This window comes from Leifsonia sp. PARNA 1/14, from assembly GCF_055720965.1.
Genome location: NZ_JBVQSP010000002.1, coordinates 506,515 through 519,023, shown reverse-complemented (window position 1 = coordinate 519,023; position 12,509 = coordinate 506,515). Strand labels below are relative to the sequence as shown.

Annotated in this window: 11 protein-coding genes; 3 read left to right on the top strand and 8 right to left on the bottom strand. The window is 69.0% G+C overall.

Features of this window, described 5'->3' with window-relative positions; genetic code table 11:
- Window positions 1-954: right-handed parallel beta-helix repeat-containing protein (locus tag AC0HS0_RS07515; protein WP_472962868.1), on the top strand; the 954-nt coding region annotated here is incomplete at its 5' end.
- Between the two features lie 8 nt (window positions 955-962).
- Here AC0HS0_RS07515 and wecB read toward each other — a convergent pair.
- A complete protein-coding gene (gene wecB, locus AC0HS0_RS07510) occupies window positions 963-2,018 on the bottom strand; it encodes a non-hydrolyzing UDP-N-acetylglucosamine 2-epimerase (protein WP_472962867.1) in 1,056 nt (351 codons plus the stop codon).
- A gap of 105 nt (window positions 2,019-2,123) precedes the next feature.
- On the opposite strand from wecB, the gene AC0HS0_RS07505 reads away from it, so the two are divergent.
- A complete protein-coding gene (locus AC0HS0_RS07505; protein ID WP_472962865.1) occupies window positions 2,124-3,395 on the top strand; it encodes a glycosyltransferase family 4 protein in 1,272 nt (423 codons plus the stop codon).
- A 15-nt stretch (window positions 3,396-3,410) separates the two neighbouring features.
- Window positions 3,411-4,601 carry a glycosyltransferase gene (locus AC0HS0_RS07500; protein ID WP_472962864.1) on the top strand — a complete coding sequence of 397 codons (1,191 nt, stop codon included), beginning with the start codon at window positions 3,411-3,413 and terminating at the stop codon, window positions 4,599-4,601.
- On the opposite strand, the gene AC0HS0_RS07495 is transcribed toward AC0HS0_RS07500, so the two are convergent.
- From AC0HS0_RS07495 to AC0HS0_RS07465, 7 genes are read right to left on the bottom strand one after another with little or no spacing between them, the layout of a single operon-like run.
- Complete coding sequence (locus AC0HS0_RS07495; RefSeq protein ID WP_472962863.1) at window positions 4,577-5,866, bottom strand: lipopolysaccharide biosynthesis protein; 1,290 nt, start codon at window positions 5,864-5,866, stop codon at window positions 4,577-4,579. The two genes, AC0HS0_RS07500 and AC0HS0_RS07495, sit on opposite strands and share 25 nt — an antisense overlap.
- On the bottom strand, window positions 5,863-7,197 hold the full coding sequence (locus AC0HS0_RS07490; protein WP_472962861.1) for a nucleotide sugar dehydrogenase: 1,335 nt from the start codon (window positions 7,195-7,197) through the stop codon (window positions 5,863-5,865). The genes AC0HS0_RS07495 and AC0HS0_RS07490 overlap by 4 nt, the downstream gene beginning before the upstream one ends.
- The gene (locus AC0HS0_RS07485; protein WP_472962859.1) at window positions 7,194-7,907 is read right to left on the bottom strand and encodes an acetyltransferase; all 714 of its coding nucleotides are present in this window, start codon (window positions 7,905-7,907) and stop codon (window positions 7,194-7,196) included. Before AC0HS0_RS07485 ends, AC0HS0_RS07490 begins: the two co-directional genes overlap by 4 nt.
- Window positions 7,904-8,539 (bottom strand): sugar transferase, encoded by a 636-nt coding sequence (locus tag AC0HS0_RS07480; protein ID WP_472962858.1) that lies wholly within the window; start codon window positions 8,537-8,539, stop codon window positions 7,904-7,906. The genes AC0HS0_RS07485 and AC0HS0_RS07480 overlap by 4 nt, the downstream gene beginning before the upstream one ends.
- The gene (locus AC0HS0_RS07475; RefSeq protein WP_472962856.1) at window positions 8,536-9,672 is read right to left on the bottom strand and encodes a DegT/DnrJ/EryC1/StrS family aminotransferase; all 1,137 of its coding nucleotides are present in this window, start codon (window positions 9,670-9,672) and stop codon (window positions 8,536-8,538) included. The genes AC0HS0_RS07480 and AC0HS0_RS07475 overlap by 4 nt, the downstream gene beginning before the upstream one ends.
- Window positions 9,669-11,525 (bottom strand): polysaccharide biosynthesis protein, encoded by a 1,857-nt coding sequence (locus AC0HS0_RS07470; RefSeq protein ID WP_472962855.1) that lies wholly within the window; start codon window positions 11,523-11,525, stop codon window positions 9,669-9,671. The genes AC0HS0_RS07475 and AC0HS0_RS07470 overlap by 4 nt, the downstream gene beginning before the upstream one ends.
- A complete protein-coding gene (locus tag AC0HS0_RS07465) occupies window positions 11,516-12,508 on the bottom strand; it encodes a beta propeller repeat protein (protein WP_472962854.1) in 993 nt (330 codons plus the stop codon). Before AC0HS0_RS07465 ends, AC0HS0_RS07470 begins: the two co-directional genes overlap by 10 nt.
- Between the last annotated feature and the right edge of the window lies 1 nt (window position 12,509).

Genomic DNA, 12,509 nt, shown 5'->3' with positions numbered 1-12,509 from the left:
CGGATCGTCGGCGGCATCATCGATGGCTGGCGCAAGCAGGGCATCTACCTGGAACATGTCGAGCGCTTCGTCGTCGAGCAGGTCACGGTTCAGAATGTCGCGTACGGCGGAATCATGGTGCTCTCCGGCACCGGCGGTAGCGTCCTCAGCAACCGCGTCAGGCAAGTCGTACAGCCGCGCGGTTTCGTCAACTCCTACGGGATCGCGCTCACGCGAAACAGTGCGCAGGACATCCACGCCGCACCGCGCACGACCGACGTCGTGGTGGACGGCAACACGATCGACGGCGTCGCCCGATGGGAGGGGATCGACACCCACGGCGGCAAAGACATCACCATCACGAACAATCATGTTCTCAACACCCGGGTCGGCATCGCTCTCGTTCCGTGCCCCAACGAATTCAGCGTGGACACCTGGGGACCCGTCAACATCCGAGTCGCAGGCAATCACATCGATTCGACGGTGACGAACGGAAGCCGCTCGTTCGGCATCCAGATGACGGGGGCCGGTGCGCACCTCGGGAAGCCTGTCGAAGCGGCGACCGGTGTCATCGAGAACAACACGATCATCGGATACGGCTCTCAGCGGAGGATCGGCGAAGCCGGTGGGATCGCGACCTACTTCACTCACGGAGTGACGATCCGCCACAACCGCATCGTCGACCCGGGCGTTGCGGGCATCCAGCTGTATCACTCGAACGACCAGATCTCGGTCATCGCCAACACGGTCCAGGACGTTTGGACCAACGGCGGCCCGACAGCGGCATTGCTCCTCGTCCGCAGCACAGGCAATTCGCTCCGCGCCGACGGCAACATCATGGTCTCCGGCTCCAAGGTCGCCCGCTGGGTGAACCGGTACGGCATCCAGTTCGAGACCAAGACGGGGAACACCCTTGAGAGCGGCCGGAACGACTTCAAGCTGGCAATGACGCCGCTCGCCGGCCTACCGGACTGACGAGCCGACTACCGCGACCAGGCGAGTAGCGTCTCGACGACCTTGTCGGCCGCATCTCCCGTACCGTACGGGTTGCTCCCGGTCTCCGCGGGGCGGTCTCGGCGCACGACCTCACCGAGGCGCCCGAGGTCAGCGCCCACCAGGACGTTCCAGCCGCCGTCGAGCGTCTCGACCCACTCCGTTTCCGGACGCACGGTCGAGCACGGTACGCGCAGCAAGAACGCCTCCTTCTGCAGGCCTCCGGAATCGGTGACGACACCAGCGCTCGAGGCGACCGCATTCACCAGATCCGGATACGCGAACGGCTCGTGGACCTCGATCACTCCGGCATCGAGACCGATCCCCGCCGAACGGGCGGCCGACACCAGTCGCGGATGAGCCAGAAGATGGACCGGGCGGTCCAGGCCGGCGAGCTGCTCGACGATCTCCCGGAGCCTGGCCGGATCGTCGGTATTGTCCGGGCGGTGGATGGTGGCGACGTAGTAATCGCCGACCTCTGCAGCGAAGGGCAGTGGGCTGCCCTTGACCTCGTCTCGGGTTCGGTACAGCACGTCGGTCATGACATCGCCGACCAGCACGCTCTTCGCCTCCAGGCCCTCGTCGCGCAGGTGCTTCATCGCGACCTCCGTCGGCGCGAGAAGCAGATCGGAAGCGTGATCGGAGAGGACGCGGTTGTGCTCTTCCGGCATCCTGCGGTTGAACGACCTCAAGCCGGCCTCCAGGTGCGCAACCGGCAAGTGGATCTTCACCGCGGCGAGCGCGGCGGCAAGCGTCGAATTGGTGTCGCCGTAGATGAGGACCCAATCCGGCCGGTACTCCTCCATCAGAGGTTCCAGGCGGCTGAGCATCTCGCCCGTCTGCGTCGCGTGGGTGCCGGAGCCGACTGCGAGGTTCGCATCGGGAGCAGGAATGCCGAGGTCGCGGAAGAAGACATCCGACATCCGCTCGTCATAGTGCTGGCCCGTGTGGACGACGATGTGCTCGCACTTGCCGCGCATCGAGCGTGAGACCGCCGCGAGCTTCACAAATTGGGGCCGGGCTCCGACGACACTGAGAACGCGCATTCCCCGAGCCTACAAGCGAGACCCGACTCGCCGGTCCAGACGGGACTTTCCCACGTGGGACAATGGGCACCGCACGACAGGCGATTGGATTGAGGACGACACGGCGTGAGTGGAAGCGGCCCCCAGCTGAGCAAAACGGACTCCCCCACCGTCTGGATCATCAATCACTACGCGTACATCCCCGACCTCCACCATCAGGCGGGCAGGCATTTCCATCTGGCGAAGCATCTCGCGCGTGAAGGCTGGCAGGCCGTGGTGATCGGAGCCAGCACGACCCACCCCGCCGGCCTGCAGACACTCCCCCGGGGAGTGTTCCGTCGCTATGTCCCGGGACACCCCTCCACCCTCACCCTCCGGGCGCCCGCGTACCGCCGCAAGCCCTTGTTACGCCTTCTGAACATGGCGTCGTTCACTCTCTCGTTGCTGCTTCCCGGCGCGCTGCGCGGGGTGCCGACGCCGGACGTCGTCATCGGGAGCACGGTGCATCCGTTCGCCGCTCTCGCCGCTTCGGCGGTCGCGCGAAGGCGGGGCGTCCCGTTCGTGTTCGAGATCCGCGATCTCTGGCCCGAGACGTTCGTCTCGCTGGGCGTGATGCGACGCGGTTCCATCGGCTTCCGGCTCCTTCGCCGTGTCGAGGACATGAGCATCAAGCGGGCCTCCCTCGTGCTCTCACCGCTTCCGAACGTCGGCGACTACCTGAGGGAGCACGGTTACTCGACCCCGTTCGGCTGGGTGTCCAACGGCGTCGACGTCGCAACGCATCCCGAGCCCGCACCCCTGCCGAAGCACGACGGCGTCGTCTTCTCCTACCTCGGATCGATGGGAGCCGCCAACGGGCTCTTCACGATCATCGACGCATTCGACGAGTACGTCAGACGGTCCGGAGACCGGTCCTCCCGGCTGCGCCTGGTCGGCGAGGGCCCGCTGAGAAGCAGACTCCAGGCTCATGCCGACGCGAGCGCGGCAGCCGACCTGATCTCCGTGGAGGCCGCTGTTCCCCAGCGCGAAGTGCCGCACATCATCGCAGAGAGCGACTGCCTGCTGGTCAACATGGAGAACCTCGAGGTGTACAAGTACGGGGTGAGCCCGAACAAGGTCTTCCAATACCTCCTCGGCGGTAGGCCGGTCATCTTCGGAAGCCCGGCTGCCAATGATCCCGTCCGCGATGCCGGAGGTGGCTTCAGCGTGCCGCCGGATGACGTGGCCGCCCTGGCGGACGCGATGGCGAAGATCGCAGCGCTGTCCGCTGAGGAGCGCGAAGCGATGGGTCAGCGTGGCCGTGCCCACGCGACGGCCGAGTATGACTATCAGAATCTTGCTGCCAAACTCGCCGGGTTGCTCACGGATGTCACCGTCAGCGCCGCTGACAGCAGGTAGAGAGAACGGATCAGAATGCCGAAGCGGAAAGAAGCACGGACGCCCAGGGTCGCCCACGTCAGTTCTGCACACCCGTGGACGGACAACCGAGTGCACTTGAGGGAGGCCGCCGGCCTCGCAGATGCCGGCTACGAGGTCTTGCTCATCGCTGTCGAATCGAGCGTGGACGTTCCGCCGACCAAGGTGCGGGTCAAGACCATCCGCCGCAGAAGCAGGCTCGCTCGGCTTCTCGTCTCGACGAGCGAAGTGATCGTGCTCGCCATCCGCAGCAGGGCGAATATCGTCCACCTGCACGATCCGGAGCTCATCCCGGCCATCCCGGTGCTCCGTCTCCTGGGACGGACCGTCGTGTTCGACGCCCACGAAGATCTGCCGTCGCAGGTGTTGGACAAGGCGTACCTTCCTGAGCGCGTTCGGGCGGCGACGGCGTGGGCGTCCAAGCGGCTGATCCGAGTCGCCGCCACGGCAGACGGGATCGTCACGGCGACGGAGACCATCGCGGAGCGATTCCCCGCACACAAGACGGTCGTGGTGAAGAACTACCCGCGCCTGCGCGAGCAGGACATGCAGGTGACTCCCATCCTGGATCGGCCGAACGCTGCGGTGTACGTGGGCGGGATGACGGTGGAGCGCGGATTGGACGTGGTCGCGGAAGCGCTCACCGCTCCCGCCTTTCCCCAGGATTGGCATCTCGACGTGGCCGGCCCGTTCGTTCCCGCCCAGTACGAGGCCCGTTTCACCCAGCTCGCCGCTGGGAAGGCGCGGATCCACGGGGTCATCTCTCCGGCCGCGGCGCGAGATCTCCTCACCGAGGCGCGCGTCGGTATCGTCACTTTCCAGGCTACGAAAGCTCACTTGGATGCCCTGCCCACCAAGATGTTCGAGTACATGGCCGCGGGTACGCCCATCATCGCGTCCGATTTTCCGCTGTGGCGATCTCTGATGGATGAGTTCGACTGCGCGACGTTCGTGGACGAGACGTCTCCCGATGCGCTTGCCGAGGCGATCCAACGGTACGCACGCGATCCGGAGCTCCTCGAACGCCAGAGTCGCAACGCGCAGTCGGCTGCGGTCACCGAGTTCAACTGGACGGCGCAAGGCGCCCGTCTGATCGAGTTCTATCGGACGACGCTCAAGGCGCAAATCGTCGAGGACGTCGAATCAGACGATCGAACCGAGGATCAGGTCGGCACTACGCGCGTCTGATCCCGCTTGCGGGCGAAGTACAGGACCATCACGACAAGCGCTCCGTAGGTCAGCACCTGCGCGATGACCAGCGCGGTCAGTGCGGCGACCACCGAACCGCCGAGCAGTCCGACCACGAGCACGGCCCCGTTCGTCACGATGAGTCGCGTCGTGTCCCAGCCGAGCTGGAGTCCGACTCGCTCGAGGAGCAGCAGTCCGCGCGAGATCGGAGCGACCGCGAGTTGTGCGACATAGCCCCACACCATGATCTGCGCGTAAGCGCCGGCCTGGGTCCACTGGGACCCGAAGATCAGTGAGAACAGGAACGGGCCGCCGATCGCGATCACGAGGCCGCCCACGAGCGCGATGGCGCCGCAGCGCAGTGAGATCGCGGCCACCATCCGGGTCAAACTGCCCGTTCGAGATCTGAGGGCGAACCCGAAGGCACCCTCGAAATATTGGCTCACGGCGTCCGTGAGGATACCGACCGGAGCAGCGATCACCCGCATCGTCAGTGCGATGAACCCGAGCTCCACCGAGCCGTAGAACGCGCTCAGGAACAGCACGGGGGCCTGCAGGCCGAAACTGTTCAAGAACGCCGACCACGTGCTCACCGCAGGGAACTTGCGGTAGCGCGCCATCGCGACACGCATCGTCCGCCGAGTCGGCCGCGGTGCGCCATCGCGCCGGCCGATGATTCCGACGATGCCTGCGAAGCGGCCCACCGCGAGTCCGAGCACCAGGCCGAGCGAACCCGCCCCGGCGAATCCGGCGGCCAGGTTGAATGCGGCCTGCGACAGTCCCTGCACCGCATTGCGCACGGCCAGGCCGCCATACTGCCGCTTGCGAACGAGCCAGCTCGAGTACGCCTTGAACCAGCCGATGGCGAGCACGGTCACCGGCAGAGTCCACCAGTACGGCGCGAACTCGGGCGCTCCGAGCAGACGACTCAGGGGTTCCCGGGCGACATAGGCCACCAGCGCCACGATGACCGACACCCCGGCAGTCGAGAGGGCCGCCAGCAGGAAAAGGCTTCGCGCGAGCACGTCGCTGTGCGGGAGGACGATCCCGCGTTCCCAGCTCAGGGTAGCGACCGCCCCGAGGATCGCTGAGAGCGAGGTCACCACCGCGAGGAGGCCGAAGTCGTTCGGAGCATAGAGCCGCGTCAGAATCGGTGAGATCGCGATGAGGACGCCTTGGCCGAGAACGCTCCCGGACAGGATGCGGGTGACGCCGGAGCCGACGATCCGCCGGCCCCCGCGTGCGAGACGCTCCGTCCTGGTCACCGGGTCGCGGAGGTCGAGGCGACGGGCGCGGCCGCCGTCGACGCCCCGCCCCCGATCGCCACGCACACGGCGTCGGGCCAGTTGGCCGCGTCGATGATGCGGCGGCCGTCGAGGACGGTGCGCGCAGACGGGACGTGCTCGGAGCCCCACGTGCGGTACACGTGATGGTCGGCCTGCAGCACGACGGCGTCCGCCGGCTCGCCCTGGTGGTACGGCTCGAACCCGAGTCGCACGAGCTCGTCGTCCGAATAGAGCGGGTCGTGGACCAACGGGATCGCTCCCCGGTCGCGCAGCGCGCGCACGGTGTCGAACACGCCGGAGACCGCGGTCTCCTTCACGCCGCCGCGGTAGGCGGCGCCGAGGACCGCGACGGTCTGCCCCTCCAGCGACCCGTGCACGCGCTCCAGCAGGGCGACGGACTCCGTCGGCATCCCGGCGTTCCGGTCGCGGGCGGCGCGCACGATCGTGGCGTCCGGGTCGGTCCAGAGGTACAGGCGCGGATAGACCGGGATGCAGTGACCACCGACCGCGATGCCGGGCCGGTGGATGTGGCTGTACGGCTGCGAGTTGCAGGCCTCGATCACGCCGTAGATGTCGATCCCCACCTTGTCGGCGTACACGGCGAACTCGTTCGCCAGGCCGATGTTGACGTCCCGGTAGGTGGTCTCCGCCAGCTTGGCCAGCTCGGACGCCTCGGCGGTCCCCAAGTCCCAGACTCCGTTCGGGCGCGGGAGGTCCCCGCGCTCGTCGAAGTCGAGCACCGCCTCGTAGAACCGCTTGGCGGCCTCTGCGCCCTCGGGGCTGAGACCGCCGATGAGCTTGGGATACTTGCGCAGGTCGGCGAAGACACGGCCGGTGAGCACGCGCTCGGGGGAGAAGACGAGGTGGAAGTCCGTCCCCTCCACGAGGCCGCTTCCGGTCTCGAGCCGCGGTGCCCACCGGGTACGGGTGGTGCCGACTGGGAGGGTCGTCTCGTAGACCACGAGCGTGTCCGGCGTCAGGTGTTCCGCGATCGCGTCGGTGGCGGCATCCATCCACCCGAAGTCCGGCTCGCCGTCGGCCGACACCAGCAGCGGGACGACGACCACGATTACCTCGGCGGTCGGGACAGCGTCGTCATAGCTCGTCGTGGCACGCAGCAGTCCGGCCTCGACGGCCGCGGAGAGCCGGTTCTGCAGGTCGTTCTCACCCGGGAACGGTTCGACACCGGTGTTGATCTGGTCGACGACCCGCTGGTTGATGTCGACGCCCACCACGGTGTGACCTTTCGAGGCGTACTGGGCTGCCAGCGGCAATCCGATCTTGCCCAGCCCGACGACGGTGATGTTCATGGTGACCCCTCTTGCCCACCCCGGTCGGGGCGTGTTGTTACTGGTGTTCTGACTTCCTCGTGCCCTGCCCATCGGGCGGGGATGCCTACCGCGATGGCCGCGGGCGGCACGTCCCGGGTGACGCAGGCCGCGGCGCCCACGATCGCCCCCTCGCCGACGGTCAGCCCCTGGAGGATGACCGCGCCCGCGCCGACGAGCACGCCCGTTCCGAGCCGCACGTCGCCGGAGACGACCGCGGCGGGGTTCACGGAGACCGTGTCCGCGATCACCGTGTCGTGCCCGACCGTGACCGACGGATTGAGGTGCACGTGGCGACCGATCGTCACGTTGGTGGAGACCTCCGCGCCCGAGCAGATCACACTGCCCTCGCCGATCGCGCCGACCGAGCCGATGCCGGCGCGCGGATGGACGAGCGTTGCCGCCCGTCGGCCGGCGAGGTCCAGCCGCTCCGCGACGGAGCGTCGTGCCGCCGGATCACCGATCGCGATCACGTACGACGAGTCGTCGGAGGCGCGGAGCCACGACTCGACGGAGCCCAGCCAGGCGATCCCGCGAGACTCCAAGAGTCCGCGGGTGCGCTCGGACGGCGCATCATCCACGACCCCGAGCACGTCGAACGCCCCCGGCTGCGCTCGGTTGACCGCCTCCGCCACGTCGAGCGTCTCCCGGCCGAAGCCCCCGCCTCCGATGACCACGAGTCGCAGCGTCATGCGCCCTCCCCGTCGCCGCGGGCGCCGGTGAACTCGTGCATCGTCGCGTGCCCCTCCGCCGAGACACCGCTCCGGCGGAGCACGGCCGTGACGGTCCGCCACAGGATGGACGCGTCCAGCCGGAGGCTGCGGCGGTCGACGTACTCCACGTCGAGCCGCAGCCGTTCAGCCCAGTCCACGGTGTTGCGCCCGTTCACCTGGGCCAGGCCGGTGACACCCGGCCGCACCTCGTGGCGGCGGGCCTGTTCGGGGGAGTAGCGCTCGAGGTACGAGACGAGGAGGGGCCGCGGACCGACCATGCTCATGTCACCGCGGAGCACGTTGACCAGGCTCGGAAGCTCATCCGCGCTGCTCGCGCGCAAGGCGCGGCCGAAGCGCGTCAGCCGGTCGTCGTCGGAGACCAGTCCGCGTGCCGGGTCGACATCCCGCATCGAGCGGAACTTCAGGATGGTGAAGACGCGTCCGTCCCTGCCGGGTCGCGGCTGCCGGAACAGCACGGGCCGGCCCAGATCGGCCGCCACCGCGATCGCGACGCCCAGCTGGACGGGAGAGGTCAGCACGAGCAGAACGCAGGCGCCGACGACGTCGAGCGCGCGCTTGACCCCGTCGTACCGTCGCTGTCGCGCCGTCACGACCGGCCGTCCACGAAGTCGCTGAGCGCGGCGACGGTGCGCCTCACCTGGTCCTCCGTCAGCGCGGACCCGCTCGGCAGCGTCAGGCCGGTGCGGAACAGCCGCTCGGCTCTTCCGTTCAGCGTCGCGGGCGCGCCGGCGAAGACCGGCTGGAGGTGCATCGGCTTCCACAGCGGACGGCTCTCGATGTCGGCCGCGTCGAGCGCGCCCCGAAGCTCGGCGGCGTCCCAGCCCGCGATCGCGGGATCGACGACGACCGACGTGAGCCAGCAGTTGTCGTCGGCGTCGTCGTCACCGCCGAAGAGCGTCACTCCCGGGACGTCCGCCACCACCGACCGGTAGGCGTCGCGCACGGCGCGGCGGCGGGCGATCATCTCGTCGAGCCGTGTCAGCTGCGCGCGGCCGAGGGCGGCGAGGAGGTTGCTGAGCCGGTAGTTGTAACCGATCTCCTCGTGCTCGTAGTGCACGGCCGGCTGGCGTGCCTGTGTGGACAGATGCCTGGCGCGGGCGATGAGCTCCCCGTCGTCGCTGAGCAGCATCCCGCCGCCCGACGTGGTCATGATCTTGTTCCCGTTGAACGAGACGGCGGACGCCGTGCCGAACGACCCGGCGGCGCGGCCCGCGTGACGGGCGCCGAGCGACTCCGCCGCATCGGCGAGCACGGGCACGCCGTAGGCGTCGGCAATGGGCAGAAGCCGTGTGTAGTCCGCCGACTTTCCGAGCAGGTCGACCGGCACGATGGCCGCGACCCGCACCCCGTCCTCCTGGAGGCTGCGCAGCGCAGCCTCCAGGAGCTCGGGGTCCATGTTGCCGGTGACAGGGTCGCTGTCGACGAAGTACGGTCGGGCGCCGGTGTAGACGATCGCGTTCGCCGTGGCGGCGAAGGTCAGCGTCGACGTGACGACGACGTCGCCCGGCCGCACACCGAGGGTGAGCAGGCCGAGGTGGAGGGCGGCGGTACCCGAGGCCAGCGCGGCCGCATGCGCGACGCCCACCCTCTCGGCGATCTCGCGCTCGAAGGCGTCGACGTCCGGTCCGAGCGGCGCGATCCACCCCGAGCGGAACGCCGCGACCAGATACCGCTCCTCCACGTCGCCCACGTCAGGGGACGACATGAGGATGCGACCGCTCATCGTCCGCCTCCGCGGGGCAGGTAGTCGATCACGGCGGTGTCGGCGCCGTCGGTGCGCAGCCGGCGCACCCAGCCCTCGTGGTCGATCTCCTCGGGCGCGGCAGGGGCAATCCTCGTATGCGAGATCTTCGGGTGGCGCGGGCGCCGGTCGGTCTCACCACGGCCCACCAGCTCTTCGTGGAGCTTCTCACCGGGGCGCAGGCCGGTGAAGCGGATCTCGATGTCCTTGCCGCTGTGCGCGATCATCCGCTCGGCGATGTCCAGGATGGAGACGGGCTCGCCCATGTCGAGGATGAGCACCTCGCCGGGCTCCCCGATCGCACCGGCCTGCACCACCAGCTGGCACGCCTCCGGGATGGTCATGAAGTAGCGGGTCACGTCGGGGTGGGTCACGGTCAACGGGCCGCCGGCCTCGATCAGCGCCTGGAACGTCGGCAGCATGGAACCGCGGCTCCCGATCACGTTTCCGAAGCGCACCGACAGATAACGCGCGGAGGTCGCCACGGCCGCGCCGGCGGTGAGCTTCTCGGCGACCCGCTTGGAGTGGCCGAGGACGCTCGTGGGGTTCGCCGCCTTGTCCGTCGAGATGTTCACGAAGGTGCTGACACCGACCTCGCCGGCGGCGTGGAGCACGTTCGTCGTTCCCACGACGTTCGTCTTCCAGGCTTCGTCCGGATACTGCTCGAGCATCGGGAGGTGCTTGAGCGCCGCCGCGTGGAAGACGACCTCCGGGCGGCGGGCGCGGAAGATGGAGACGAGCGCGGCGCGGTCGCGGATGTCGGCGAGCACGACGTCGCTGGTGTCGAGGAGTCCGTGGCCGTCGATGCTGATCTGCGTCGACTGCAGCCCGGTCTCGTCGCGGTCGAGCATGATCAGCTCAGCTGGGCGGAACGCGACGAGCTGCCGGCAGAGCTCGGAGCCGATGGACCCTCCCGCGCCGGTGACGAGCACCCGCTTGCCGGTCACATAGCTGGCGATCGTCTGCACGTCGGTGTCCACCGGCTGCCGGCCGATCAGGTCCTCGATGGAGATGTCGCGCAGGTCCGAGAGCTTCGAGCGGCCCGAGAGCACTTCCTCCAGCGTCGGCACGACCTTCACCTGGAGGCCGGCCCGCTCGGCGATGGCGTCGACGTCGCGCAGCAGCGACGCGTCGGCGCGGGCGATCGCGACGATCAGCACCGTCGCGTCGGACGCGCGTGCGACGGTCTCGAGGTCGCGCAGCCGGCCGAGCACGCGCACTCCGCGGAACTGGCGGTGAGCGGCCGCGGGGTCGTCGTCGATCATTCCGATCGGCAGGTAGGGCGAGAACCGGTCGGTGAGCATCCGGGTGACCAGCTGCCGCCCCAGATAGCCGGCCCCGAAGACCAGTGTGCGCTCCGCCCCCGCCGTCGGCCGCGACCGCGCTTCGAGGTACAGCCTCTTGAGGTACCGCACCCCGCCCATCAGCACGAACGCGATCGGAAGGGCGAGCAACACCGTGCTGCGCGCGAGCCGGAACTCGTTCCCCCACAGGATGACCGGAACGCCGACGACGACAGCGACGACGCAGAGGGCGAACAGCAGTGCCCGGACCTCGTCGAAGCTGCCGTAGGTGAACCGCCCCCGGTAGAGCGCGAAGAAGCCGCCGACCACCAGCTGGGCCGCCATCGCCGCTCCCGCGACCACGAACAAAGCGCCGAGCGGCAGGCGGCCGGGCACGAAGTCGTACGCAAGCAGCGCGGCGACGAAGATCGCGACGATCCACGCCAGCGCGTCGAGGGCGTACTGCGACCCGAACCGCTGGAGCAGGGTCTCCCCGCGGCGCGCCGTCTCCGCACGCACCCTGTCGCTGAAGAGTCGTCTCCTCACCGCCATGTCGCACCCCCGTCGCTGGACCGCACCAGGGTGTCGCCGGCCCAGAGCCACACCGCGCCGGAGCCTGCACCGATCGCGACGGTGCCGGCCGCCGGAGCGCTCGTGCCTGCACACCCCACTGTCTTCGGAGCTCCTGTGCCGCCGTCGAGCGATGCGATCGAGGTGCCCGCACAGCCGTCCGCGCCGACCGCGGCCACGACGTAGCCGGAATCGAGAGCACCGATCGCCACTGCGGCGGGCACGGCCTGGGGGCTGCCCCAGCTCGCCCCCGAGTCGGTCGTGCGGTACACATCATGATTCGCGCACAGCACCGCCGCCGAGGAGTCGGAGCCGACCGCCAGACCGACCACCGCCGGGCAGGGCGCCGGCGCGTCGCCCTTGGGTGTGTGCACGCGGCCGCTTGCATTCGGGTCCGCATACCACGATGAAGCGAGCTCCGAGGTGAAGGGTGCCCAGTTGTCTCCGGCCACGTACGTGCGGATGAACTCGGGCGCGCAGCCCTCCGACCCGAGGGCCACGGCGCTCGCCTGCTTGCCCGATTGCACGGTCAGCCGGATGATCGAGGAGGCCTTGGCCGGTCCGGATGCGTCGGAGCGCTTCCAGTTCGCGCCGCCGTCGGTCGTCAGCTCGGCCACGGCAGGCGTCGCCGGGCAGGCACCGGTGGACGCACGCCAGGCCGTGTTCTCGTCGAGCACCGCCAGCAGGCGGGTCGGAGCGACCGCGTCGGCGGCCGGAGCCTGCGTCGGGGTGGCCGGCGGAGCAGTGGGTGTCGCGATCACCGAGGGAGTCGGCCGCTCGGACGCCACCGGCTGGATCGTCGATGCCGCCGCACCCGAGTCGCGCGGGACCCGCGACATCGTCAGCGCCACCACGACGAGCACGATGTCGACGATCAGGAACAGCACGAGTCCCATGATCGCGAGCCGGCGGCGGCGCGCGTTCTTCGACGGATCGGTCCGCACGGCCTTGATCGAGCGGGCCATG

Coding starts and splice junctions, on each gene's coding strand:
- wecB (WP_472962867.1), bottom strand. CDS start 2,018: ATGCGCGTTCTCAGTGTCGTCGGAGCCCGGCCCCAATTTGTGAAGCTC.
- AC0HS0_RS07500 (WP_472962864.1), top strand. CDS start 3,411: ATGCCGAAGCGGAAAGAAGCACGGACGCCCAGGGTCGCCCACGTCAGT.
- AC0HS0_RS07490 (WP_472962861.1), bottom strand. CDS start 7,197: ATGAACATCACCGTCGTCGGGCTGGGCAAGATCGGATTGCCGCTGGCA.
- AC0HS0_RS07485 (WP_472962859.1), bottom strand. CDS start 7,907: ATGACGCTGCGACTCGTGGTCATCGGAGGCGGGGGCTTCGGCCGGGAG.
- AC0HS0_RS07475 (WP_472962856.1), bottom strand. CDS start 9,672: ATGAGCGGTCGCATCCTCATGTCGTCCCCTGACGTGGGCGACGTGGAG.
- AC0HS0_RS07470 (WP_472962855.1), bottom strand. CDS start 11,525: ATGGCGGTGAGGAGACGACTCTTCAGCGACAGGGTGCGTGCGGAGACG.
- AC0HS0_RS07465 (WP_472962854.1), bottom strand. CDS start 12,508: ATGGCCCGCTCGATCAAGGCCGTGCGGACCGATCCGTCGAAGAACGCG.